The sequence below is a fragment of the Tateyamaria sp. 7Alg 36 genome (assembly GCF_059882455.1).
In genome coordinates, this window is the sequence record NZ_CM187613.1 from 666,936 (window position 1) to 692,510 (window position 25,575).

At 60.4% G+C, this 25,575-nt stretch carries 17 protein-coding genes and 1 tRNA gene; 11 read left to right on the forward strand and 7 right to left on the reverse strand.

Annotated elements, in window-relative coordinates:
- Positions 1 to 122 precede the first annotated feature (122 nt).
- Positions 123 to 2,543: a GcvT family protein gene (locus AC6GQJ_RS03240; protein WP_500771729.1), complete on the reverse strand. Its 2,421-nt coding sequence runs from the start codon at positions 2,541 to 2,543 to the stop codon at positions 123 to 125.
- Positions 2,544 to 2,661: 118 nt separating this feature from the next.
- Positions 2,662 to 4,023, reverse strand: coding sequence for a DUF2254 domain-containing protein (locus AC6GQJ_RS03245; RefSeq protein ID WP_500771731.1), 1,362 nt, complete (start codon positions 4,021 to 4,023; stop codon positions 2,662 to 2,664).
- A 102-nt stretch (positions 4,024 to 4,125) separates the two neighbouring features.
- Between AC6GQJ_RS03245 and AC6GQJ_RS03250 the strand changes: the two genes are divergently transcribed.
- Entirely contained in the window at positions 4,126 to 6,534 is a 2,409-nt protein-coding gene (locus AC6GQJ_RS03250) for a GcvT family protein (protein ID WP_500771733.1), read from the forward strand.
- 12 nt (positions 6,535 to 6,546) lie between these two features.
- Positions 6,547 to 7,140, forward strand: a complete 594-nt coding sequence (locus AC6GQJ_RS03255) for a nucleotidyltransferase family protein (RefSeq protein WP_500771735.1) — start codon at positions 6,547 to 6,549, stop codon at positions 7,138 to 7,140.
- Between the two features lie 3 nt (positions 7,141 to 7,143).
- On the opposite strand, the gene AC6GQJ_RS03260 is transcribed toward AC6GQJ_RS03255, so the two are convergent.
- From AC6GQJ_RS03260 to AC6GQJ_RS03270, 3 genes are all read right to left on the reverse strand, one after another.
- Positions 7,144 to 9,015, reverse strand: a complete 1,872-nt coding sequence (locus tag AC6GQJ_RS03260; protein WP_500771737.1) for a Hint domain-containing protein — start codon at positions 9,013 to 9,015, stop codon at positions 7,144 to 7,146.
- Between the two features lie 344 nt (positions 9,016 to 9,359).
- The gene (locus AC6GQJ_RS03265) at positions 9,360 to 16,031 is read right to left on the reverse strand and encodes an Ig-like domain-containing protein (protein WP_500771739.1); all 6,672 of its coding nucleotides are present in this window, start codon (positions 16,029 to 16,031) and stop codon (positions 9,360 to 9,362) included.
- A gap of 857 nt (positions 16,032 to 16,888) precedes the next feature.
- Positions 16,889 to 16,974 (reverse strand) — tRNA-Leu (locus AC6GQJ_RS03270).
- Positions 16,975 to 17,083: 109 nt separating this feature from the next.
- Here AC6GQJ_RS03270 and AC6GQJ_RS03275 point away from each other — a divergent pair.
- Both AC6GQJ_RS03275 and AC6GQJ_RS03280 read left to right on the forward strand, forming a co-directional pair.
- Entirely contained in the window at positions 17,084 to 17,662 is a 579-nt protein-coding gene (locus AC6GQJ_RS03275; protein ID WP_500771741.1) for a YqaA family protein, read from the forward strand.
- On the forward strand, positions 17,659 to 18,117 hold the full coding sequence (locus AC6GQJ_RS03280; protein WP_500771743.1) for a disulfide bond formation protein B: 459 nt from the start codon (positions 17,659 to 17,661) through the stop codon (positions 18,115 to 18,117). The genes AC6GQJ_RS03275 and AC6GQJ_RS03280 overlap by 4 nt, the downstream gene beginning before the upstream one ends.
- A gap of 5 nt (positions 18,118 to 18,122) precedes the next feature.
- Here AC6GQJ_RS03280 and AC6GQJ_RS03285 read toward each other — a convergent pair whose 3' ends face one another.
- Positions 18,123 to 18,548: an Lrp/AsnC family transcriptional regulator gene (locus tag AC6GQJ_RS03285; RefSeq protein WP_500771745.1), complete on the reverse strand. Its 426-nt coding sequence runs from the start codon at positions 18,546 to 18,548 to the stop codon at positions 18,123 to 18,125.
- A 107-nt stretch (positions 18,549 to 18,655) separates the two neighbouring features.
- Between AC6GQJ_RS03285 and rocF the strand changes: the two genes are divergently transcribed.
- Both rocF and ocd read left to right on the forward strand, forming a co-directional pair.
- Complete coding sequence (rocF, locus tag AC6GQJ_RS03290) at positions 18,656 to 19,579, forward strand: arginase (protein WP_500771747.1); 924 nt, start codon at positions 18,656 to 18,658, stop codon at positions 19,577 to 19,579.
- A 17-nt stretch (positions 19,580 to 19,596) separates the two neighbouring features.
- On the forward strand, positions 19,597 to 20,649 hold the full coding sequence (gene ocd, locus AC6GQJ_RS03295; RefSeq protein ID WP_500771749.1) for an ornithine cyclodeaminase: 1,053 nt from the start codon (positions 19,597 to 19,599) through the stop codon (positions 20,647 to 20,649).
- 167 nt (positions 20,650 to 20,816) lie between these two features.
- On the opposite strand, the gene dksA is transcribed toward ocd, so the two are convergent.
- Positions 20,817 to 21,239, reverse strand: a complete 423-nt coding sequence (dksA, locus tag AC6GQJ_RS03300) for an RNA polymerase-binding protein DksA (protein ID WP_500771751.1) — start codon at positions 21,237 to 21,239, stop codon at positions 20,817 to 20,819.
- A gap of 184 nt (positions 21,240 to 21,423) precedes the next feature.
- Between dksA and AC6GQJ_RS03305 the strand changes: the two genes are divergently transcribed.
- From AC6GQJ_RS03305 to AC6GQJ_RS03325, 5 genes are all read left to right on the forward strand, one after another.
- Positions 21,424 to 22,263, forward strand: a complete 840-nt coding sequence (locus tag AC6GQJ_RS03305; RefSeq protein WP_500771753.1) for an AAA family ATPase — start codon at positions 21,424 to 21,426, stop codon at positions 22,261 to 22,263.
- Between the two features lie 83 nt (positions 22,264 to 22,346).
- Entirely contained in the window at positions 22,347 to 23,414 is a 1,068-nt protein-coding gene (locus tag AC6GQJ_RS03310; RefSeq protein WP_500771755.1) for a Hint domain-containing protein, read from the forward strand.
- Positions 23,415 to 23,548: 134 nt separating this feature from the next.
- The gene (locus tag AC6GQJ_RS03315) at positions 23,549 to 24,004 is read left to right on the forward strand and encodes a GNAT family N-acetyltransferase (RefSeq protein ID WP_500771756.1); all 456 of its coding nucleotides are present in this window, start codon (positions 23,549 to 23,551) and stop codon (positions 24,002 to 24,004) included.
- A 5-nt stretch (positions 24,005 to 24,009) separates the two neighbouring features.
- Entirely contained in the window at positions 24,010 to 25,368 is a 1,359-nt protein-coding gene (locus AC6GQJ_RS03320) for a DUF2927 domain-containing protein (protein WP_500773791.1), read from the forward strand.
- Positions 25,369 to 25,402: 34 nt separating this feature from the next.
- Entirely contained in the window at positions 25,403 to 25,573 is a 171-nt protein-coding gene (locus AC6GQJ_RS03325; RefSeq protein ID WP_500771757.1) for an apolipoprotein acyltransferase, read from the forward strand.
- The last annotated feature ends 2 nt before the right edge of the window (positions 25,574 to 25,575 follow it).

A 25,575-nucleotide genomic window follows, 5' to 3' on the forward strand; every position in this document is an offset into this window, starting at 1 on the left:
TGTAGTAAACGTGTCTTAACGGCCTGAAAGGGACACGGTAGCGCAGCTTTGGTGGTACAGTTACAGGCCTGTTTCAATCAGTTATTTTTGCGCCACCGTGTTCCGCCAGCCCCGAAAAATTCCTAGCCGCGCAGCCGCTTTCCCGCCGCATCAAAGGGCGGATTTTCCAGTATAACAGCCCTATGCGGCCGCCCCAGCACCATGACATCCACGTGGTCGCCCGCCTTGCAGCCAGTGACATAGCCAAGCGCGAGGCTTTTCCCGACGGAATATCCGTAGGCGCCAGAGGTCACGCGCCCCACGCCTTTGTTACCGATAAAAATCGGCTCCCCCCCTGTCGCGTCCGCATTCGAGGCATCGGTCGCCTCGCCCTCCAGTTGCAACAGCACAAGTGATTCGCGCGGGGCTTGCGCCATAACCTTGGCGGCGGCGTCCCTGTTCAGGAATGGTTTGTCGAGCTTCACCAACCGCTCAAACCCGACCTCGTGCGGCCAGTATTCGGGACTGTATTCGCGCCCCCACGACCCGTATCCCTTTTCGATCCGCAGGCTCATCAGGGCGCGGCTGCCCACAGGGCCGATGCCGAATTCGCGCCCTGCCTCGATCAGGGCAGAGTACAGCGCCAACTGGTCATCGCGGTTGCAGTGCAACTCCCACCCCAGATCACCGGTGAAGGACACGCGCAGGGCCAGCACATTTATCCCCGCCACCGTGATACGGCCCGAACGCATGAACGGGAAATCGTCCGTTTCAAGCGATGTCTCGGTCAGGCTTTGCAACATGGCGCGGCTGTCGGGACCGGCGATGTTAAAGCCGCAAGTCGCCTCCGTCCGGCTTTCAAATGTTGTGCCCTCCGGCAAGGGCAGCGCCGAAAAATAGCGTTGGTGATAGCGTTCCGCCATGCCCGACCCGATAATCCAGAATGTATCCTCGGCCACCCGCGTCACGGTGAAATCCCCCGCAATGCCGCCACGCTTGCCGATCAGTGGTGCAAGGCACGACCGCCCCACCTGCGTCGGCATGTTGTTGGCAAAAAGCGCGTTCAACCAGTCCTCTGCCCCCTGCCCCGTGCAGACATATTTGGCAAAGTTCGAGATATCGATGATCCCGCCACGGTCCCGTAACATGCGGCATTCATCGCCCACCGGCCCCCACCAATTTTGACGGGTAAAGCCATCCGTGTCGGTGGCCCCTTCGTGATCCGCAAACCACAGTGGGTGTTCCCACCCCGCGTTCAGCCCCATCACCGCGCCCATCTTGCGCTGCATCTCATAGACGGGGCGCGTGCGTGCGGGGCGGCCAGCGGCGCGTTCCTCGTTCGGGAAGTGGATCTTGAAGCGGTTGGCGTATTGGTCGCCCACCCGCGCCTTGGTAAAGGCCTTGTCCGCCCAATCGCCAAATCGCGCCACGTCCCATGCGAACATGTCGTACTGCGTTTCGCCCTCGATCATCCACTGCGCGGCCAGCAGGCCCATGCCACCGGACTGCGAAAAACCCGGAATGATCCCGTTGCAGCAGAAATAGCCCTTGAGTTCCGGCACAGGGCCGAACAGCACATTGGCGTCGGGCGACCAGATCATCGGCCCGTTGATCACCCGTTTGATCCCTGCGCGCCCCACCACGGGCACACGGTCGATGGCGCGCATCATATTGTCTTCGATCCGTTCCAGATCGTCGGCAAACAACTCGTGCCCGAACCCTGCGGGCGTGCCGTCCTCGGCCCAGAACCGCACGTCTTTCTCATAGGCACCGACCAGCAATCCCTGCCCTTCCTGCCGCAAATAATATTCGCCGTCACGGTCCGCGACCGATGGCAGGCGACGGTCCAGAGCGGCGATCTCGGGGATGGTTTCGGTGACGAAATACTGGTGCTCGGTCGGTTGCAGCGGCACGGTCAGCCCCGCCATCGCCGCCACTTCACGCCCCCACAGGCCGGCGGCATTCACCACCCATGGCGTGGCGATATCGCCCTTGTCGGTGCGCACGATCCACGTGCCGTCCGGCTGCTGTTCCGTGCCGGTCACGGGGCAAAAGCGCACAATCTCGGCCCCGTTCGCCCGCGCACCTGCGGCATAGGCGTTGGTCACGCCTGACGGGTCCACATTGCCGCCTTCGGGTTCCCACATGATGCAACGCACGCCGTCAAAGTCGACCAGCGGGTGCAAACGCTCGGCCTCGGTGCGGGACACCTCGAAAAAGTTCATGTCATACAGCTTGGCCTTGGCCGCTTGCAGGCGAAGCTGGTGTTCGCGCGCCTCGGTCTGGGCAAGGTACAGCGATCCGGGCTGGAAGACGCCGCAGCCCTGTCCGGTTTCCTCCTCAAGCGTTTTGTAGAGGCCCATCGTATAGTGCTGGATGCGGCTGATATTGGTGCTGTCGTGCAGACCGTGGATATTGGCCGCCGCGTGCCATGTGGACCCCGAAGTCAGCTCATCCCGTTCCAGCAGGATCACATCGCGCCACCCGAGCTTGGTCAGGTGGTACAGGATCGAACAGCCGATAACGCCGCCACCGATAACAACCGCCTGTGCGTGGGTTTTCATGTCGGGCGCTCCGGTTTGCAGTGACTGGTCACTTCAATCTGGTCCGACACCGCTCCGTCGCATAGCTGTGGCACGACAAAACTGTCCCTTTCGCGACAATGTTGCCCTGCGGGTACGGTTACCTGTCTTTCCCATCCTTCGCCGGATCGTCCGCGTTTTCGTCCTCAAGATGGTCAAGCACGCGGTACGCGGTCGAGGCACGCAAACGGTCCACATCCGGCTCAAAGCTCAGCGCGGCGCGGGCGCGGCGGAATTCGAGACAAGCGGCGACAAAGGCCGCATCGGCCATGTCCGGCGATGGATGCTCCATCAACCGTGAGAATGCCGATTGCAAACGCTGCTGCACCTCGATCACGCCGGCACCGTCGCGGGCCAGTGCGCCAAAGGCATCCTCGATCAGGTCGGTGGGGTCCAGCGGGCGCACCCACAACCGCTTGTGCGCAACCTCGTCCCCATGTTCGGTTTCATCGCGATACAGGGTCAGAACCCGCGCCGACCGCGTGATGATGTCGATGGCGGTGCCCGGATCGTTGATCCCCGGTGACAGCGCTTTGGAGGCGACCTCGCCCAGCACCATCAAGCCGAAACGGGGATCCTGATCGAAGGTGCGGACATCACCGAACTGGAAATGCGCCTGAACAATGTCCTTGATATCGGTATCCTCGTCCACCTCTTCGTCGGGATCGCTCGAATCGTGCACATAGGCAAGAATATCGCCTTTCATCATAAACTTGCCCGGATGCACGGCGATATAGATGTCGCACCCGTGCTGGTCCGCCTTCTCGGCCAACGATTCCTGATAGAAATGCTGCACATAGCCCGTTTCAGGGGCACGCACGGACTCGGCTTCGGTCGGCATTTCGGTCTCGTCCGTCCACGGGTTGGCCCCGAAACAGGGCGTTTCCAGCCGCTCAGTAAACTGGATGCGGGTTTTGTCCTCGATCTGGCGGGCGGTCTCCATCAGGCTGCCGAATGTTTGCAAATGCAGAACCCAGCGGACCAGCGACCAGATGATATAGATCAGCACGGCCACGGTCATCACGAACAGAACCAGCGCCCCGTCATCCGAAAAAATCTGAAGCTCGCGCAGGATGATCCCAACCAAGGCGTAGACGTAGGCCCCGATAAAGCTGGCAAGCGTGTTCTGGGTGGTCGGATCCTGAATAATAAGGCGGTGCACCCGCGGCGTGAATTGCGAGGAAGAGTTGCGATAGACCGTCACCATCACCGTCAGCGAGAACGTCGTGACCGCCAGCATGGCACCGGCAATCAGCGACAAAAGGTGATCGGCGGCCTTGCCACTGACATATCCCGACACCTCGTCCGGCAATAGCGGTCCGGCTAGCGTCGCAAGCCCCAGTGCCACAAGGGCCAGTGCGCCGACCAGAACGACCCGCACCCACAGCTCTCTCCACATCTCGGAGGAGAAGCGCCAAAGCAGCCGCGGCCAGTCCCCGAACTTCGAGATCAGGCCGCTCATGTGAGGTTGCAAAGGTTCATAATCGACATGTCCCGTCGTTTTTCAGCGCCTCATGCGGCGTGTATCCGTTACCCTATCGCCAAGTCTGGCAAGGATACAATCATGCAAAATACCACCCGTGTGGCTGTTATTGGCGGTGGCGTTGTCGGCGCCTCTGTACTGTATCACCTGACCAAGCTGGGGTGGTCCGATGTGATGCTACTGGAACGCTCTGAACTGACATCCGGTTCCACGTGGCACGCGGCGGGCGGGTTCCACACGCTGAACGGTGACACGAACATGGCGGCCCTTCAGGGCTATACCATCCGTCTTTACAAGGAGTTGGAGGAGATCACCGGCCTGTCCTGCGGGCTGCACCATGTGGGCGGCATCACTTTGGCGGACAACCGTGACCGGTTTGACATGCTGCTGGCCGAACGGGCCAAGCATCGCTTTATGGGGCTGGAGACCGAGATTGTCGGCCCCGAAGAGATTGCCAAGATCGCGCCGATTACCAACACGGACGGGATTATCGGTGCGCTTTACGACCCGCTGGACGGGCATCTTGACCCGTCTGGCACCACGCACGCCTATGCCAAGGCGGCGCGCATGGGCGGCGCGACGATCCACACCCACACCATGGTCTTTGAAACCAATCCCCGTCCCGATGGCACATGGGATGTGGTGACGGACAAGGGCACGATCCACGCTGAACATGTGGTCAATGCCGGTGGCCTGTGGGCGCGCGAGGTGGCAGCGATGGCGGGTGTCTACCTGCCCCTGCACCCGATGGAACACCAGTATATCGTCACCGACGACATACCCGAGATTTACGAGCGTGACAGCGAACACCCCCACGTGATGGACCCTGCGGGGGAAAGCTATATGCGGCAGGAAGGGCGCGGGCTGTGCATCGGATTTTACGAACAACCCTGCCGCCCGTGGGCGGTGGACGGCACGCCGTGGACCTTCGGGCATGAATTGCTGCCCGATGATTTTGACAAGATCGAAGCGTCGGTCGCCTTTGCCTATAAACGCTTTCCGGTGCTGGAAACCGCTGGCATCAAATCGGTGATCCATGGCCCCTTCACCTTTGCCCCTGACGGCAATCCGCTGGTCGGGCCGGTGCCGAACATGCGCAATTACTGGTCAGCCTGCGGCGTGATGGCGGGCTTTTCCCAAGGCGGCGGTGTGGGGCTGATGCTGGCGCAATGGATGATCGAGGGCACGCCGGAACGCGATGTGATGGCAATGGATGTGGCGCGGTTCGGGGACTGGATCGGCGCGGGCTATACGCGGCCCAAAGTCATCGAAAACTATCAAAAGCGGTTCTCAGTCACCTACCCGAACGAGGAACTGCCCGCCGCGCGCCCGCTCCGCACCACGCCCATGTACGACATTTTCAGCAATATGGGCGCGGTCTGGGGCCAGCAATACGGGCTTGAGGTCGCCAACTATTTCGCCCGCGAAGGCGAACCGGCCTATGAAACGCCGTCATTCCGACGCTCGGACGCTTTTGCCGCCACCGCCCGCGAGGTGGCCGCCGTGCGCGCAGGCGTCGGCATCAACGAGGTGCACAATTTCGGCAAATACCGTGTGACCGGCCCGCGTGCACGGGCGTGGCTGGACCGGATCATGGCGGGCCGTGTGCCGCCTGTTGGGCGCGTATCGCTCAGCCCGATGCTGAACGCCAAGGGGCGCTTGATCGGGGATTTCACCCTGTCCTGTCTGGCCGAGGACACCTTCCAGCTGACCGCGTCTTATGGGGCGCAGGCCTTTCACATGCGGCACTTCAATTTGCATGAAGAAGTCGGTGTAAATATCGAAAATATCAGCGATAAACTCACAGGCTTTCAACTGGCCGGACCGCAGGCGCGCGCGGTATTACAGGGTTGCACCGGATCCGATCTGTCCGACATGGCCTTTCTGGATGTGCGGTCCATGACCGTGGGCATGACCGACTGCGTGGTGCAGCGGATCAGCTATACGGGTGATCTGGGGTACGAGATATATTGCGATCCGATGGCGCAGCGGCAGCTTTGGGACACGCTGTGGACGGCAGGAAAGGCCCATAGCATCACCCCGTTCGGGATGCGCGCCATGATGTCCCTGCGCCTCGACAAGTTTTTCGGGTCGTGGATGTCGGAATACTCGCCCGATTACACGCCCTGCGAAACAGGGCTGGACCGGTTCATCGCGTGGAACAAGCCGGCAGATTTCATCGGCCGCGCCCCTGCCGAGGCGGAGCGTGCGGCCGGCAGCCTGCGCAAGCTCTGCGCCTTTGTGGTGGAGGCGGAAGACGCGGATGTGCAGGGATACGAGCCTATCTGGCTGGGCGGGGAAGTTGTCGGGTTCTGCACCTCGGGCGGCTATGCCCACCATTCGAAATGTTCCGTCGCCCTTGGCTTTGTCCCCACTGCGCGGGCTGCGGACGGTCTGGAGGTCGAGATCGAAATCCTTGGCCATCGGCGCAAGGCGCGTTTGGTCACCACGCCTCTGTTCGATGCGGATGGCGCGCGGATGCGGGGCTGATAAGGTAGGCGGATGAGACCCGTTCTGATCCCCGCCGCTGGCGCGTCCTCGCGAATGCGCGGCACCGACAAATTGATGCAGATCGTTGACAGTTTACCGCTGCTGCGCCGACAGGCGCACATGGCGCGGCAGGTCAGCGATGATGTGCGCATCGCCCTGCCCCGCGGCCCGCACCCGCGCCATGAGGCGCTCGACGGATTAGACGTGCGCGTGGTTGAAGTTCCCGATCCGACGCAGGGGCTTAGCGCCAGTTTGCGCGCCCTTTTCGCGACGTTAACCGAGGCGGATAGCCACGCGATTGTCCTGCTGGCGGACCTGCCGGACATCGAACAGGACGATCTGCGCGCCCTGATCGCAGCGGCGGGACAGCACCCCGATGCAATGATCTGGCGCGGTGCCACGCCCGACGGCGCGGGCGGCCATCCGATCATGGTCTCGCGACAGATATTTCAGGAATTCAATGCCCTACAAGGCGACGAAGGGGGGCAATCCATCATGAAACGTCATGCAGATGCCACCCGTCTTGTACGCTTTGCCGACAACCGCGCGCGCAATGACCTCGACACGCCCGAGGCATGGGCCGCATGGCGTGCGGCCCGCACCTGATGCTTAGTGCAGACGGTCGATGATGATCTCTGCTTCGTGCTTTTTCAGCGACAGACGCGCCGCGCCATAGGCCTCTAGCCCCGCGATGGTCTGAAGCTCGGGGAACAACGACAGCACCTCATTGCGCTGTTCCGAACCAATGCCGCGCAGCGAATGATCACCGGGTTGAAAACTTTCCGACCATGCGCCATTGGCCAACACAACCTCGTGCTGATCGAACATCAGGTGCAGATAGCTGATCGCGTGCGACCGGACCTGATCCACACCATCCAGACCGGTCAGGTGTTTCGCGGCCACCAGCACTTCGCGTTCGTCAAACAGCAGTGCAGCCACGTCCGAGCTAACGAGCATCCGGTGCTGCGGTGACACCAGCATATCGCGTTCGGGCAGACCTTTGCCCAAGGCACCCTGACGGATCATGATGGGCTGATATTCAGGGTGGGCCCTCATCTGTTCGGGTGTCAGGTCGCGACGCCCGACCCAACGCAGCGTCTGTGCGCCGTTGTCACGGGTAAAGACCTTGTCGCCTGCGCGCAGGTTCTCGACAAGCACTTCGCCCTTTTGCGTCGCAATCCGCGTACCGGGGGTAAAGCAGATGATGATCTGTTCAATTTCCGAATAGACGACAGTGCGCGACACGTTGCCGTTGTCATCGATCAGCTGGACAGTACCGGATTCAGGACCGTCCTGAATGACCTTGGCGCGCACGCCGGTCAGGTCGAGGATGTCGACATCGGTGCCATCGGCATCTTCGCCGCCGATGATGGTGTGGTTGCCGAACCCGTCAAAGGTGAACCGGTCGGACCCTGTGCCGCCTTCGGCACGGTCATCATCGGGGCCGAGTTGCAGCACATCCGCGCCGTCGCCGCCCAGCAATGTGTCATTGCCGGCGCCACCGATCAGCAGGTCGTCACCGGCCCCGCCCAGCAGACGGTCCTGACCGTCGCCGCCGTCCAGCGTGTCGTTACCTTCGCCGCCCTCAAGCGTATCGTTGCCTTCGTTGCCGGACAGGCTGTCATTGCCGCCCTGACCAAAAATCTGGTCCTGACCGCGCCCGCCTTCAATCGTGTCATCACCCGCTTCGATCGGCGTGACGATCGCATCGTCGATCAGATCGCCCGAGAACGAGAAGCCCGAGTTCGTGTTACGCGTCTCTAGAGTGAACTCGATAAATTCGCGGTTTTCGAACGAGGCCGAGAACCAGCCATCCTGATCGTTCGGGCTGTTCTGTTCGGTGCCTGCGGCTGTGACCGTGCCTGCGCCGGTCGTGACTGCGACCGAGGTATTGGCCGCCGTCGCATAGGCGGTAAAGTTCGAGGCGTTGATGGTGATCGCCTCTCGGTCACCGATGCTGTTGCGGTCGAGGTCGTTCACCGTCGCGGTCGAGTTCAGCGCGACAGGCGTGCCAAAGGTCGAATTCGGGCTGTTCGGGATGAAGAACTCCATCCGGAAATTGGCCGTATCGCCGGTGCCGTTGCCGTTCATCAGGATTTCAGCGCCCTTACTGCCGGACAAGTCTACGCGCATGAACGGGTCTGATTTCGACACCAGAACGATGCGCGCCGAAACCTGCGTGCCGTCTTCAAGCTGTGCAACGTTCTTGTAGACAGCCGACTGGCCAGGCAAAGCGTTGTTGTCGAGGGAATCGAGCGTGACAAGGTTGTTGATGTCGATGACAAGGGCCGTCGCGTTCTGACCCGGTGCCGTCCCGACGCCCGCGTCACCAAACAGCGTGTCGTTGCCGTCGCCACCAAGGATCAGGTCGTCGCCGCCTTCGCCCGAGACAAGATCCTGCCCGCCGGATGCGATGATTGTATCGTCTTCGTTGGTACCTTGAAGGGTGTCGTTATTCGATGTCCCATTGATCGTAGCCATGGTTACAGACCTCTCGTGCACTGATAATTAAAAAACGCATTATCGTGCCCCCCAGCCGAGTAACGCCTTGAGATGCTAAGTAGAGCAAATTGAGAGAAAATTTAGGGGGAAATGACAGATTTTCGCGACCCTATCCGAAATAGTCATTCCGACCCTATCCGAAATAGTCATTTTTTTGCTGCAATGCGGCATACCCTCGCAGGGCGCTTGTCAAAACTTGCGAAAAGCACCCCCGAAACGCAAGAAACGGAACAGTCGCCTGCCCCGCCTCCTCCGTCCCCCCGCGAGAATCGCGGGAGAAGCTGCATATTCCGTGAGTGCACCGTGATGGCGCGAGGCCGCTGTTAGGACAGCAGCTTCGCCTCGTGTTTCTTCAGGCTGCGACGTGCAGCGCTGTAGGCCTCGATCCCTTCGACCGTCTCCAGTTCGGGGAACAGTTCGAGGATTTCTGCACGTTGCGCATCGCCCATGGACGCCAGTGTCTGATCACCAGGCTGGAAGCTTTCGGTCCATGCACCATCCGACAGGATGACTTCGTGCTGGTCGAACATGACGTGGATATAGGTCGTTTCCGACACTTCAACCACGTCGATGCCTTCCATACCCGTCAGGTGCTTGGCCGCCACCAGAACCTCGCTTTCGTCGAAGTACAGCGCGGTCTTGTCGCTGGACATCAGGACACGGTGCTGCGGCGAGACGAGCATGTCGCGCTCTGGCAGGCCTTTGCCCAATGCACCCTGACGGATCAGGACGGGACGCAGGTGGTCTGCTGCGGCCAGTTCCTCGCCCGTCATCAGACGTTTGCCGATCCAGCGGATTTCCTGAATGCCGTTGTCCCGTGTGATGACACGATCCCCGACCATCAGATCCTCGACACGGCGTTCGCCTTGGGCAGTCGCGATGCGCGTTCCAGGTGTGAAGCAAGGGATGACATTCTCGATATTGCTGAATGTCAGCGACCCTGCCGCCGCACCGGTGCTGTCAAAGTAGTTGACCACACCGTTTTCCGGATTGCTGGCGTCATAGACCACGTTCAGCGAACCACCACCCGGTGCCGAGCCGCGCAGATCAAGCGTGTCAAAGTCCACGCCGTCTGTAACTTCTTCGCCGCCATCCACGACTTCGCCAGCGTTGACGTTGATGAACAGGTCTTCATCCGCGCCGCCGAACATCACGTCGGATCCGCCGTTGCCACCGTCGATGGTGTCGCGCCCGTCGCCGCCGTCGATAACGTCATCGCCGGTTGCGCCGATGAGGTAGTCGTTGCCACCTTCGCCGTACAGGCTGTCATCGCCTGTGCCGCCGTCGATCACATCGTCGCCTTCGCCACCGCGCAGGATATCCGCGCCGTTTTCGCCAAAGATGGTGTCATTGCCGTCGCCGCCATCGACCACGTCCGCATTGCGGCCCGCGTTGATGAAATCGTTGCCTTCGCCACCGTTGATGGTGTCCTTGCCCTGACCGCCCAGAAGGCTGTCATCCCCAGTGCCACCGTCAATCAGGTCGTCGTCGATGCCGCCGTCGATGGTGTCGTTTCCGGCGCCGCCCATCAGGACGTCGTCATCATCGGCACCAAAGATCAGGTCGTTGCCGTCACCACCGTCGACCGTGTCCCGACCGTTATCGGGGCGCAGGTCTGGGCCGAACGGGTTGGAACCGTCATCTTCGATGTTCAGCGCATCCAGACCCAGATCGGGGTCATTACCCGCATAGATCGTGTCGTCGCCGTCACCACCGCTGATCAGGTCGCTGCCTTCGCCGCCGACGATCCGGTCGTTGCCTTCATCGCCCGAGATTTCATCGTCGTCGATACCGCCGTCGATCACGTCGTCGCCTGTGCCACCGAAAATGGTGTCACGGTCGTCGCCGGTCGAGATGGTGTCGTTGCCGGCACCGCCGTCCACGAAATCACGCTCGTCTTCGGCAGCCGGTGTGCCTTCCTCGCCCGGGAACAGGCCGGGATAGCCCGCATCGGGTTTCAGGTCGTTGTCGGGATCGCTCGAGATGATCGAGTCGTTACCGTCGCCGCCAAGGATACTGTCCGAGCCGTCGCCGCCAAAGATGACGTCATCATCCGCACCGCCGTCGATGGTGTCATCGCCTGCGCCGCCTCTGAGTGTGTCTTCGCCCTCTTCGCCGCGCAGGATGTCGTCACCTGCGTTGCCTTCGACCGAGTCATCGCCCGTGCCTGCGAACACATCGTCGTTGCCTTCGCCAGCACGCACAGTGTCGTTGCCGCCACCGGCCTGAATGATGTCATCGTTGGGGCCTTCACCCGGCAGGATTTCATCATTGTTGTCGACCATGTCGCCTTCGGGGTCGCCGATGTAGTTCTCGTCGATCAACGCGCCTTCGTCACCGTTGGACACGATGCCGTCCAGCGGCTGGTCCTCGACCGTGACAGTCACTTCGCCCTCGTCCGAGCCGCCTTGGCCGTCCGATACGGTGTAGGTGATTGTCGCAGTGCCTTCGAACCCGTCCGCCGGTGTAAACACCAACTTGTTGGCGACGATTGCGACCGTGCCCTGCGCGGCAGGCACAGTGGCCGCCGAAATGGTCAGTGGGTCGTTGTCGACATCGGTGTCGTTGGCCAGTGCGTCAATGGTCACGGCGGTGTTGAACGGCGTGGTTTCCGCATCATCCACAGCAACGGGGTCATCGTTCACAGGGGTCACATCGACCGTGATCGTGCCTGGTGTTTCGTTCCCGTCGGGGTCCACCGCGATATAGTCGATCGTGGTCGGCCCGTTGAAGTCGGGATCAGGCGTGAAGGTGATCGTGCCATCCGGATTGATCTCGACGGTGCCATTGGGGCTTGTCGGTGTACCGGCAAAGTCCAGAGGATCGCCATCGGGATCGCTGTCATTGGCCAGCGGGTCGATGATGACAGGTGTGTCCTCGTCGGTTTCCGCCACGTCGTCCACTGTGACCGGCGCGTCGCCATCGGGCGTCACGGTGACAGCCACTTCGGCTGTGTCCGTCAGCCCGTTGCCGTCGCTGATCGTGTAGGTGATGGTCGCGTCGCCGTTGAAGTCCTGCGCCGGTGTGAATACAACTTTGTTGTCCACCACTTCGACCGTGCCCTGATCGGCAGGCACAGTGGCCGAGATCACCGACAGGTCGTCGCCATCCGGATCGCTGTCATTGGCCAGCACGTCGATGGTGACGGGCGTGTCTTCCAGCGTGGTTTCGGTGTCGTCCTCGGCCACGGGGGCGTCGTTGACCGCGCCCACGTTGACGGTGGCTTCGCCTTCGTCGGTGCCGCCATTGCCGTCCGAAACGGTGTAGGTGATGGTGGCAGGCCCGTTATAGTCAGGCGCAGGTGTGAAGGTCACGGTACCGTCGCCGTTGTCCACAACGCTGCCCTGAGCGGGATCAACGCTGACGCTGGCAAGGGTCAGGTCATCGCCATCCACGTCGCTGTCATTGCCCAGAAGGTCAACCACAACGGCCACGTCTTCATCGGTGTTCTCGATGTCGTCCACGGCAACCGGATCGTCATTCACCGGTGTAACGGTCACGACAACTTCGGCAGAAGAAGTGCCGCCATCAGGATCGGCGATGGAATAGCTGATCGTGGCTTCGCCGTTGAAGTTCTCGGCGGGGCTGAAGACCAGCTTGTTGTCGACAATCTCGACCGTGCCTTGTGCCGCTGGCACCGAGGCGCCGGTGATCGACAGTTCGTCGACTGCGTTGTCCGGATCGGTGTCATTGGCCAACGCGTCGATGGTGATTGGCGTGTCTTCGTCTGTGGTGATCGCGTCATCCACAGCTGTCGGGCCGTCATTGACCGCGCCCACGTTGACAGTTGCCGTGCCTTCATCCGTGCCGCCCTGCCCGTCATCCACCGTATAGGTGATGGTGGCCGGACCGTTGAAGTTCAGCGCAGGTGTGAACACAACCTTGTTGTCGACAATCTCAACCGTACCCTGTTCGGCAGGAACCGAAGCAGATGTGACCGTCAGCGGATCACCATCCACATCCGTGTCATTGGCCAGCACGTCGATGGTGACAGGTGTGTCCTCGTCGGTTTCGGCCAGATCATCGGCCGCGACCGGCGCGTCGTTCACGTTGTTCACCGTGACCGCAACCTCGGCCACATCGGTGCCGCCATTGCCGTCTTCGATGGCATAAGAGATCGTCGCCTCACCATTGAAATCGGTGGCAGGTGTGTAGACCAGCTTGTTGTCGACGATTTCGACCGTGCCCTGCTCAGTCGGCACCGAAGCCGCCGTAATGGTCAGGTCGTCGCCGTCCACGTCGGTGTCGTTGCTCAGAACGTCGATGGTGACTGGCACTTCTTCGTCAGTGGTAATCGCGTCGTTCACAGCGTCCGGTGCATCGTTGACCGGATCGACGGTCACATTGACAGTCGACGTGCTGGTCAGACCGTCTGGGTCTGTAACGGTGACTTCAAAGCTGTCAGGCCCGTTGTAGTTCGGATCGGGCGTATAGGTCAGCGTCCCGTCAGGGTTCTGCGTCACAGTGCCGTTGTCAGGCTGGGTGAAGCTGTCGACGGTGACAGGGTCGCCATCGGGATCAACGTCGTTCGCCGTTGGGTCGAAGGTGACGGAGTCGTCCTCGTCCACGGTGATTTCATCGTCGTTGGCGACAGGTGCGTCGTTGGTCGGATCGACGAGGATTGTTTCGATCTGGCTGAATGCGAGGGTCGAGCCGTCCTCGAACGTCACGGTGCCTTTGCGCGCACCCGCATCGGTGCTGTCGGCCATATCGTCGATCACGACATCGCCCGCGCCGCGCAGGTCCAGCACGTCGTTGTCGGTGGTGTCGTCGGGGCCGTTGCCGCCCACGATCACATCGCCTGCACCATCACTTGCGCTGCCGACAAGGAACGTGTCGTTGCCGCCTTCGCCGAACATGGTGTCCGCACCTTCGCCGCCGGTGATGACATCGTCACCGCCTGCGCCATTGGTGCCATCAGAACCGGGATCGATTGGCGCGTTCGGGTCCATATAGGACGTCGCGATCTTGTCGTAGCTGATTTCGGGATCAGTGCTGGTGCGGGCGACGAATGTATATTCCTCGCCCAGAACCAGCGGACGGTCCGAGATAAAGCCGACGACCTGATCGCTGTCTTCTTCGACCGCGTAGATATTGATGATGTTGCCGGACGTGTCCTGCACCGAATAGGAATATTCGATTTCCAGTTCTTCACCGGCTTGCACGGTGCGACCGTTCAGGGTCACACCCTGCACCAGTTGCTGGCCATTGTCGCCATCTTCGAAACGGCTGTCGTTGTCGCGGATTCCGACGGTGGTGGGCACGGAGTTCGGGTTCAGCGTAAATTTCGAGCCGTTGATGTAGTATTCGCCGACGCTGTCGCTGCGGAACGGATCACCATTCCAGCCCGCATTCACATAGGTCGCGTCGGAAATTTCCCACACGATAAAGGAATGGTCCGCACCTGGCACCTCTTCGACATCAATGATGCCGGTGGAAGGTGGGGTGGCTGTCAGGTCTTCGCCGTTGTCGCCATAGATCACGTCGTCGCCAGCGCCGCCCATGATCACGTCATCGGCAGGTGTGACATCGGACCCTGTATCGTCGAACACGTCGAAATACATGTCGGTGATGGTCACACCGGAGTTGTTGTAGCCGTTCTGGTCATGCTCGACCACGATACGGGACACAGGCCCTTCGATGGTGATCTGCGCGTTATAGGCCGTGCTGTTTGTGTTGGCATAGCCGCCGTTGCTGTCGATCACGTTGCCGTTGACCGTCAGGTGCGAGCCGCCCACGATGCCGACCGGAATCTCGTTGTTGTCCGCGTCATAGGCACGCACGGTCACCAGACCGTCGCCATCAATGTCGTTGATGTTGAATTCGACATCGCCAACAGGTTCAGAGAACGTCCACTGGAAGTCGCCGTCGTTGCCTTTGCCGTTGGTTTCCGAACGCAGGCCGCGGTCGTTGTCGACAGTTTCGCCGCCGCCGTCGATGCCCGAGACGTTAAGCGTGTCGTAGTCCTTGAAGCTTTCGTGCGTGCCGGTGTCGGTGATCCGTTCATAGGTCACGTTGACCGAACCGGTGTTCTGCGTGACGCCATAGTCGATCTGGTGCTCACTCACGGGGCTCCAGTTAAAGCTTTCGCGGCCCGCAACGGCCATGCCATTACCGCCGTCGCCATAGATCGTGTCGTTGCCGCCCGCGCCGTCGATTGTGTCGGCGCCGCCATTGCCAAAGATCAGATCGGCATCTTGCGTGATGATGTCGCCGCCCTGATCGGTTGGCGCGTTCGAGTCGTCATAGCCAAGGCCCATGACCTCGCCGAAATCCTCGCCGTCCACGGCGCCGTCTTCGGGCACAACGGGGGGCGTGTTCAGGATGTCGGTGTTATAGACCGCGACATAGTCGATCGCGCCTTTGAATTCCTCGTCATACTGACCGTCATTCAGTTCGCGCGCGGCAAAGGTAAAGATCTCGTCGTCATTGTCGCCGATATCCATGGTCAGCCCAGTTTTCGAGCTGGTCAGGGTCTGTTCGGTGCCTTTGGTGAGGTTCTGGACCGTAAAGGTCAGGCCGTCATCCTGCGACCATGCATAGGTCGCCTTGACCGTGTCACCGGGCGAGAAGAAGTGGTTGTTCGTTGTCAGCGTCACGTTCTGGCCGTTGGAGACGTGCTGAACCGTCACGGCGCCGTGCAGCGTCACCTGAATACCGAACCAGCCATCGCTGTGCTTGTCCAGATACTCGCCACGGTTGACGAGCGTGTCTGGCGATGTGCCCTTGTGGTAGCCCTGAGTGAACTGGACCGCAATTGTCCCCTCGCTCAGATCAAAAGGCACGTCGTTGGGGCCGTAATTGCCATCAACGTCGAAATAGTCGCCATGCCCGTCTGTATGCAAACGCCCGCCGGAAATTGACGCGCCGCCCCCCAGCGATCCGTCCTGTGCAATACCATCGGCCAAGCCTGTGTCGCCTTTCGGGTCACTGCTTAGAAAATCCCACAATCCAATAAGGTTCTGCGCAAAAGGGTCATTAAAATTATCAGCCATCATCGTCTCCATTCGCCGGCGTCCGGCATACTAATCCGCTGATAAGCGGACAGAAATTATCAAGCCCTGTGAGTTCGCCAGCGGGAAACGGCGACCGCAGAAACACGCGCACCAAATGGATGAGGAGACCAACGCACACGGGCGCCATGAGCACCGAGGCGTTAAACCTCGATACTGTAGAATGCACTTAGATTGCCGAAGCAACTCCAGCGACACACGTCTCCTGCATCCACAGAATGGATACACGTCCAGTGCGGTCGCCCCCGTGACCTAATCAGACTTTGCCCCCCAGTTGGGCAAGAACATTAGTACGGCCACAGTTGACTCATAAAAAGAGAAAAATAGCTGAAAAACTCCGCTATCGAGCGTTTGGCGCCTTCTGCAAGACGCAGTTTTGTGGACAATCCACAACCACAAATAGAAACTCGGATTCGCGCCAATTCGGCAGGAACCCGGAAAACATCATGATTTTCTAAGAAATTTGGGGAAAATAACTATTCAGACCTACAACGTCTGGTTTCTTAAGGTGAAACAATCAAACGGCAGCGTATGGTACTGACATAATTGAAAATTTTTGAGGCCTACGTTCTCAAACGAGAAACAATTCAGCCAAAAAGGACAAATTCGAGGCAAAATGTGACAATCACTGCCACAGTTAGAGATTCGCTTGACCAAGAGTAAGCCGCGTCTAACGTGTTTTTGAAGGATGGATTTCCCGTTCGGCGTGTTTTCGCCAATAAGGGATTCGCCACGGCCCGCGCGGCAGCACACGGGAGTGCGATATAACCCTTGTGAAAAAGGCATATTGCACCGCAAACGCCGTGCGTCCGGTGATGTCTTTCAGTAATGTTTGAGGCTGGTACCCAAGGCCGGACTCGAACCGGCACGCCCGCAAAGGCGGGGGATTTTGAATCCCCTGCGTCTACCATTCCGCCACTTGGGCCTCAGGCGTCCCGATTAGCGAAAGCGCCTCGGGGGGGCAAGAGGAAAACGCGGGATAATGCGTGCCGTGCTGACTTGACGTCAGGCGCGCTGCATGCTCTGGCGCGTGCATGATACAGCGCCTTTATAACTGGACGATGGCCTGGGCCGATCACCCGCGTGCTTTGTGGGTTCTGGCCTTTGTTGCCTTCATTGAAAGCTCGGTCTTTCCGATCCCGCCGGATGTTTTGATGATCCCGATGATCCTTGCCGCGCCGCGTCGCGCATGGCTGATCGCGGGGGTTGCCCTTGTGTCATCCGTGCTGGGCGGTTTGCTGGGCTATGCCATCGGCGCACTGGCCTTTGACACCATCGGCCAGCCGATCCTTGCCGCGCTTGGCAAGGCCGACGCGATGGAGGCATTCAATGGCCGCTTTAACGATCTGGGTTTCTGGGCGGTACTGACGGCGGGCATCACGCCCTTTCCGTTTAAGGTTATCACCATCATGTCCGGCTGGACCGGCATGCCGCTGGCCACGTTTATTGTCACCTCTATTCTCGCACGCGGTTTGCGCTTTTTCATCGTTGCCGCGTTGCTGTGGAAATTCGGCGCACCTATTCGTGATTTCATCGAGCGGCGTTTGGGCTTGATGTTCACTTTGTTTGTCGTGATCCTGATTGGCGGATTTCTGGCGGTGAGTGCACTGTGACACGTAAGTTTCTGATACTTCTGGCGGCGGGCGGTTCGGCGGCCATGTTGCTGGGCGCGTTCGGCTTTCAGTATGTGGGCGGACTGGCCCCGTGCAAGCTGTGCATCTGGCAACGCTATCCCCATGCCGCCGCGATCCTGATCGGCGCGATTGCCCTGTTTGTGCCCGTCCCTGCCCTGTTGGCCCTTGGCGCGATTGCGGCCCTCGGGACGGCGGCGGTCGGTGGTTATCACGTCGGGGTGGAACAAGGCTGGTGGCAAGGGCCGACCAGTTGTTCATCTGCCCCCGTGGGCGGGATGGATGCGGACGCGCTGTTTGACCAGATCATGGCCGCACCGCTGATCCGCTGTGACGATATCGCGTGGGAACTGGCAGGGGTCAGCATGGCGGGCTGGAACATGATCATCTCGTTGATGCTTGCGGCCCTCTGGATCTGGGCGCTGCGCACCCGCTGATACCGCTATGCGGACTTGCGGGTGGACAGCAGCAGCGATGTCTCGCTTGATGTGATGCCGTCCAGACGCCGGATGCGGAACAGCACCGCATCAAAACTTTCCAGCGTATCTGTCCCGATCTCGACGATCACATCCCACCGCCCGTTGGTAGAATGTACCGCGCGCACCTCGCTCATGCCCTGAAGCTGGCGGATGATCTTTTCCGTCCCGCGCCCTTCGATGGCGATCATCATCAGACCGCGCACCGGATCGCGCAGGGCATCCTCGCGCAGCACGACACTGAAGCCGATGATGTCGCCACGGCTGCGCAACTTGTCGAGCCGCGCCCGCACCGTCGTGCGCGACAGGCCCAACTGTATCGACAGGTCAGACAGCGACGCGCGCGCGTCATGGCGCAGCGCGGAAATCAGACGGGCGTCCGTATCGTCCATAATCATATTCCGTTTTGTCTTTTTTAGTTCCGGTATGGACAAAATGCATGCTTGTCCACGCGACATATTGCGCAATACTTGCACCCAACAGTCAATCGGAGACTCAGATGACCCCACAAAGCATACAGTTGATCGGCGTTCCCATGGACAGCGGCAAACAGCGCCGCGGGTGTTTGATGGGGCCGGATGCCTATCGCACCGCCGGTCTGGCCGAGGCGCTGCGCTCGCTTGGCCATCAGGTGCGCGATGCGGGCAATGTGGCGCCGCGTGACTTTGACGAGGAAACGCACACGCACCTGCACCACCTCAACGAAACAATCGCTTGGACCGAAGCACTCAGCGCCGTGTCCGAACAGGCCTGCGCAACATCCCTGCCGATTTTCATGGGCGGCGATCACGCCATGGCCCTTGGCACCGTGCATGGCGCGGCGGCCCATGCTGCGCGTCTTGGCAAGCCGTTGTTCGTGCTGTGGCTGGACGCGCATACCGATTACCACACGCCGCAAACCACGGCTTCGGGCAACCTGCACGGCACGCCGATGGGCTATCTGACGGGGCGCGACGGCTTTGACGGGTTTCCCGACGTGCCCAACCCGATCCCGCACGGCAATATTGCGATGCTGGGCCTGCGTTCGGTCGATCCCGAAGAACGCGCTGCGCTGGAAGAAACCGATGTCACATATATCGACATGCGCCATATCGACGAACATGGCATTGCCAAGCCACTGTCGTCCTTCCTGAACCGCGCCGCTGCTGCCGATGCGCTGCTGCATGTGTCGCTGGATGTGGATTTCCTTGACCCGTCCGTCGCCCCTGCGGTTGGCACCACTGTTCCAGGCGGCGCAACAATGCGCGAGGGCCATCTGGTGATGGAGATGATCTGCGACTCCGGCCTTATGACCTCGCTTGATCTGGTGGAGCTGAACCCGTTTCTGGACGAACGCGGCCGCACGGCGCAGGCGATGGTGGATCTGACCGCCTCGGCCTTTGGACGCCGCGTGTTCGACCGCCCCACCCGCGCCTATTCCTGACAGATCGGAGACCCGAGATGACCCACCTGCCCCCTTCGGACAAGGCGCTAGTGCCTTTTGTTTCGGTCGATCACATGATGCAGCTGATCCATCATATCGGCCTGCCCGAAATGCTGCGCGCGCTGGCCGACTATATAGAAGAAGACTTCAAACGCTGGGAACTGTTCGACAAAACGCCCCGCGTGGCCAGCCATTCCGCCGAGGGCGTGATCGAGTTGATGCCGACCTCAGACGGTGAAACCTACGGGTTCAAATACGTGAACGGCCATCCCAAGAACACGTCCGAAGGGCTTCAGACCGTGACCGCGTTCGGCCTGCTGGCGGATGTGCAGACGGGCTATCCCGTGTTGCTGACCGAAATGACCATTCTGACCGCGCTGCGCACGGCGGCGACATCGGCACTGGTCGCGCGCACGCTGGCCCCTAAAGGGACGACAACCATGGCGATGATCGGCAACGGCGCGCAGTCCGAATTCCAAAGCCTTGCCATGCAGGCCATCGCGGGCATCACCCATGTGCGGCTGTTCGATATCGACCCCGCCGCGACCGAGAAATGCGCCCGCAACCTCGAAGGCACGGGGCTCCACGTGACGCGCTGCACCTCTGCCGAGGCGGCGATCGAAGGCGCGCAGATCCTGACCACCTGCACGGCGGACAAGGCCCATGCCACGATCCTGACCGACAACATGGTCGGCGCAGGTGTGCACATCAACGCCATCGGCGGCGACTGCCCCGGCAAGACAGAGATTGCACCCGCGATCCTGCAACGCGGCGACATCTTTGTGGAATACCCGCCGCAAACGCGGATCGAAGGGGATATTCAGCAACTTGACCCCGACCACCCTGTTACCGAACTCTGGCAGGTGATGACAGGCGCTGCCAAGGGGCGTGTCTCGGACAAGCAGATCACCATCTTTGACAGTGTCGGCTTCGCGATCGAGGATTTTTCGGCCCTGCGCTTTGTGCGCGACCGGATCAAGGGCACCGCGTTCTTCCACCCGCTGGACCTGCTGGCCGATCCGGATGATCCGCGCGATCTGTTCGGCATGACGATGCGGTCAAAGGGCTAGACCACCCGCCCCACGGGCCATGCCCTAGAAAAGCAAAAAAGGCGCACGGTTGGCGCGCCTTTTGTTTTGGGTTGTATTCATTTGTCAGACGCAAAAACCGCCCCGTTGGCTGTCGGCCCTACAGGGCCGTCCCAGCCATTCGCCCCACCCGCTTGCGCAGATGCGACTTAGGAATCGCGGTGCACCTTCTCGCGGCGCTCGTGCTTTTCCTGCGCCTCAAGGCTCATCGTGGCGATGGGCCGCGCATCCAGCCGCTTGAGCGAAATCGGATCGCCCGTCACGCTGCAATAGCCATACTCGCCATCGTCGATCCGGCGCAGCGCGCTGTCGATCTTCGAAACCAGCTTGCGCTGACGGTCACGGGTGCGCAGTTCCAAAGCGCGGTCTGTTTCTTCGGACGCGCGGTCCGTAACATCCGGAATGTTGCGCGTGCCGTCTTGCAAACCTTCGATGGTGTCGCGGCTTCCTGCCAGCAGTTCGGCTTTCCAGCTCAGAAGTTTGCGGCGAAAATATTCAACTTGCCGTTCGTTCATGAACGGTTCGTTTTCAGCTGGTCGATAATCGTCCGGCAAAAACGTTTCCTGTTTCATTTCTTTGTCCTCAACTCGACTGACATTGGCCATAATTCGGTTCCCTGAGGTGTCCGGTTACTGCCTCGATCAGCTCCCTGCCGCAGCGTTTATCCGACGTCAGGGACATTGTCACTACCCATTACTGCTTGGCTTTGGGTAAAAGCAACGTGATGAACAAAACTGTGCAACAGGGTGAACTGACATGAAATTCCAAGGTACCGATGCCTACGTCGCCACCGACGATCTGACCATTGCGGTGAACGCTGCCGTCACTTTGGAACGGCCGCTTTTGGTCAAGGGTGAACCCGGCACGGGAAAGACCGAACTGGCCAAACAGGTTTCGCGCGCTTTGGGCATGCGGTTGATCGAATGGAACGTCAAATCCACCACGCGGGCACAGCAGGGCCTGTACGAATATGACGCCGTCAGCCGCCTGCGCGACAGCCAGTTGGGCGAGGATCGCGTGCATGACGTGTCCAACTATATCAAGAAGGGCAAGCTGTGGGAGGCCTTCGAGGCGGACGAGAAAGTCGTGCTGCTGATTGACGAGATTGATAAGGCCGATATCGAATTCCCCAACGACCTTTTGCAGGAACTCGATAAGATGGAGTTCTTTGTCTACGAGACCGGAGAGACCATCAAGGCCCGCCAGCGTCCTGTGGTCATCATAACCTCGAACAATGAAAAGGAACTGCCCGACGCTTTCCTGCGCCGCTGTTTCTTCCACTACATCCAGTTCCCCGACATGGAGACGATGAAAGCCATCGTTGCCGTGCACCATCCCGATATCAAGCAATCGCTGCTGACCACCGCGCTGACGCAATTCTTTGAAATCCGCGACCAGCAGGGGCTGAAAAAGAAACCTTCGACGTCCGAAGTGCTCGACTGGCTCAAGCTGTTGCTTGCCGAGGATCTGAGTGCCGAAGACCTCAAGCAGAACGGGGCGAGCGCGCTGCCGAAACTGCATGGCGCGCTGCTGAAGAACGAACAGGATGTGCACCTGTTTGAACGGCTGGCCTTTATGGCCCGCGGCGGACGCTGATGCCCTGCCCCGCGCTGATCCGCGGGGTGATGTAGGCAGTCTTTTAAACCTTTTGTGCGAAGCCCCCTTGAGGAGCTTTGCACATGACCCTGATCTTTTACGGCATCGACAATGAATTCGCTGTGGCCAGCGGCGCCAATGTCGGAACCGAGCCGAACCAATCCACCTTCGACAACCCGCCGCAGGGGTCGAAGGATCTGATCATCACCGTCCGCGATGGTGACGACGACCCGCGCCTTTTCGAAATTGGTGACACCTATGATGTGAACTGGGGCGGTCAACTGGGCGGCGGCACCATGCTGAACGCGGTTGTCGTCCGGTCCGACCTTGCGCCGGACGCCGATGGCACCAGCGGGATCATCGTGTTCGAAGGGCTGGATGACCAAGGCAATATCGCGCAGGTCATCTGGACCCCCGGCTTTGATCTGGAGGGCTGGTATGCGGCCAACTACAACCCCTCTGCCGAGCCGCAGTTTCACACCCAGGACATTGATCCCGCCTATACGCACACCTTCGTCTGCTTTGCCGCCGGTACGCTAATCGACACCGAAACGGGGCCCGTCGCGGTTGAGGCGCTGAGCGCTGGTGATCGGGTAATGACGCTGGACGATGGCGCGCAGCCTGTCATCTGGGCGGGTCGGCGTGATTGCGTCGGGTTTCGCGCCGATACACCTGTGACCTTCGCCGCTGGGGTGCTCGGCAATGCGCAGCCCTTGGTCGTGTCGCAGAACCACCGCATCCTGATCCGCGCACCCCGATCACAACTCTATTTCGGCAGCAGCGAGGTGCTGGCCCCCGCCAAGGCATTTCTCGGGATGGATGGCGTGCAGCTCACGCCAAAACCCTTTGTCACCTATGTGCATATTCTGTTGGCCAAACATCACATCGTTCGCGCAAACGGCGCATATTGTGAGACCCTGTTTCTGGGCGATGGTGCAAGCGCGGTGCTGCAATACGATCACCGTCTTGCCAGAACGATTGAACAGGCGGGTTTGCATCTATCGCCCCCCGTCACCGCCAGACCCGCCTTGCGTGTGCAGGAAGCGGCGCGCTTTCTCAGGATGCATGCATACGAATGCAGATTTGTCCCCGCGCAACCACCCGCCACAGTTCCGCCGCGCACCGCAGGGTTGTGTTTTTGTGCCACATAAGCGGGCAGCAAAAGCACAACCATGGCGATTATGGGAATAAATATCTTTCTTTTGCCTAAATTGCTCCGTAACTTAGCCTTGATGAGAGGTGAAAACACCCCATCCAATATGCTTAGAGGCAGGCAGTAATATTAATGACCCGTTCAGACGCACTTATTGTGCGCCCCTTATTTATAGTGGATCGCCCGCAATGGGATGACTTGTGGGCTGCATATCTCGCCTTTTACGAGACGTCGCGCCCCAAAGATGTGTTTGATACGCTTTTTGACCGCCTTTTGGGCGATGACCCCCAGGATTTTAATTGTCTCGTTGCCGAACAGAACGGCAAATTGGTCGGCCTGACCCATTATCTTTTTCACCGCCATGGCTGGCGCATTGAAAATGTCTGCTATCTTCAGGATCTCTATGCCGACCCGTCCGTGCGTGGTCAGGGCGTGGGGCGCAAACTGATCGAAGCGGTGTATGCCGCGGCGGATGCTGCGGGCTGCCCGTCGGTCTACTGGCTGACCCAAGAGAACAATACAGAGGCGCGCAAGCTTTATGACCGGATCGGCCGCCTCACCCCTTTCATAAAGTATGACAGGGGATGAGCATGATGCGCCGCTTTGTCCTGCCGCTTGTGTTGGCCCTGAACGCTTGCGTTCCCGTTACCCCTGGTGACACGCCGACCCGTGCGCTGCCGCTGACAAGCGACCTGCCCCCGATGAAAACCTTTGGCGCGCCACAGCCCGGTTCGCCCATCCGCTCGAACAACGATCTGGCGCTCGATTTCATCGAGTTGAGCTTCCAGCTGGAGTCAGGGCGCGAACTGCCCGTGTTCACCCGCTTTGAAGGGCCGATTTCCGTGCGCGTCACTGGCGCGCCGCCCGCATCCCTTGGCACCGATCTACGCCGCCTGATGCACCGCCTTCGGACCGAAGCGAACATCGACATCTACGAAGCGGCACCAAACGCGCAGGCCAACATCACCATTCAGGCCGTCAGCCGCGCCGAAATCCGCCGCGCCCTGCCTCATGCCGCCTGTTTCGTGGTGCCCAACATCACCGACATCTCTGAATACAAACCGAACCGCCGCAGCATCCGCACCAGCTGGACCCATCTGCGCACGCGCACACAACTGGCGATCTTCCTGCCCAATGACTCGAGCCCGCAAGAAGTCCGCGACTGCCTGCACGAAGAACTGGCACAGGCGCTTGGCCCGCTGAACGACCTGTATCGCCTGCCCGACAGCGTGTTCAACGACGACAACGTGCACACGGTTCTGACCGGCTTTGATATGCTGATCCTCAAGGCCTATTACGCGCCCGAACTGCGGTCCGGCATGACACGTGGACAGGTCGCGGCCAAGCTGCCTGCCATCCTGTCGCGGATCAACCGGCGCGGTGACAGCCTACCTGCACAATTCGCCACCCGCACCCCCCGCGCCTGGAGCCAGGCCGTGCAAACCGCCCTTGGGCCCGGTGCGTCGCCTGCTGCACGCCGCGCTGCCGCCAAGAAAGCGTTGGAAATCGCCCGCGCCATGGGGTGGAAAGATCACCGCCGCGCCTTTGCGCACTATGCCAACGGACGTCTGCTGCTGGCCAGCGACCCTGCCGCCGCGCAGTCCCATTTCCGCGCCGCCGACCAATATTACGCCGCCACCAAGGGCGCGCATCTGCACCGCGCCTATGTGGCCACCCAGCTTGCCGCCTACGCCGTCACCCGTGGCGATGGCGACACGGCCATGACGCTGCTGACGCCGCATATCGATCAGGCCGCACGCAACGAAAACGCTGCCCTGCTGTCGACGCTGCTGTTGCTGCGCGCCGAGGCGCTGGACCTTCAGGGGCGCTCTGCCGAAGCACGTACCGTCAGACTGGACAGCATCGGGTGGGCGCGCTACGGATTCGGCCCTGACTGGGCGGTGCGTGCCAAGCTGCGGGAAATCTCTTCTCTGAACCCGCTGAATGGATGAACTTGCCGCCCCAAGTGTTTGAGAGGCAAGTGAAATGATTGTAATCGCAGCCGCCATTCTTGGCGCGATCATCGGCGGTCTGACCGCGCGCAAGCGGGACGGCAACAAGCTGGACATCGCGCAATATGCGGCAGGCTATGCGCTGGCCTTTGTGGTGGTGGGACTGATTGCCACGGTGGTCATCGACCGCGTGCTGAGCGCCTAGGC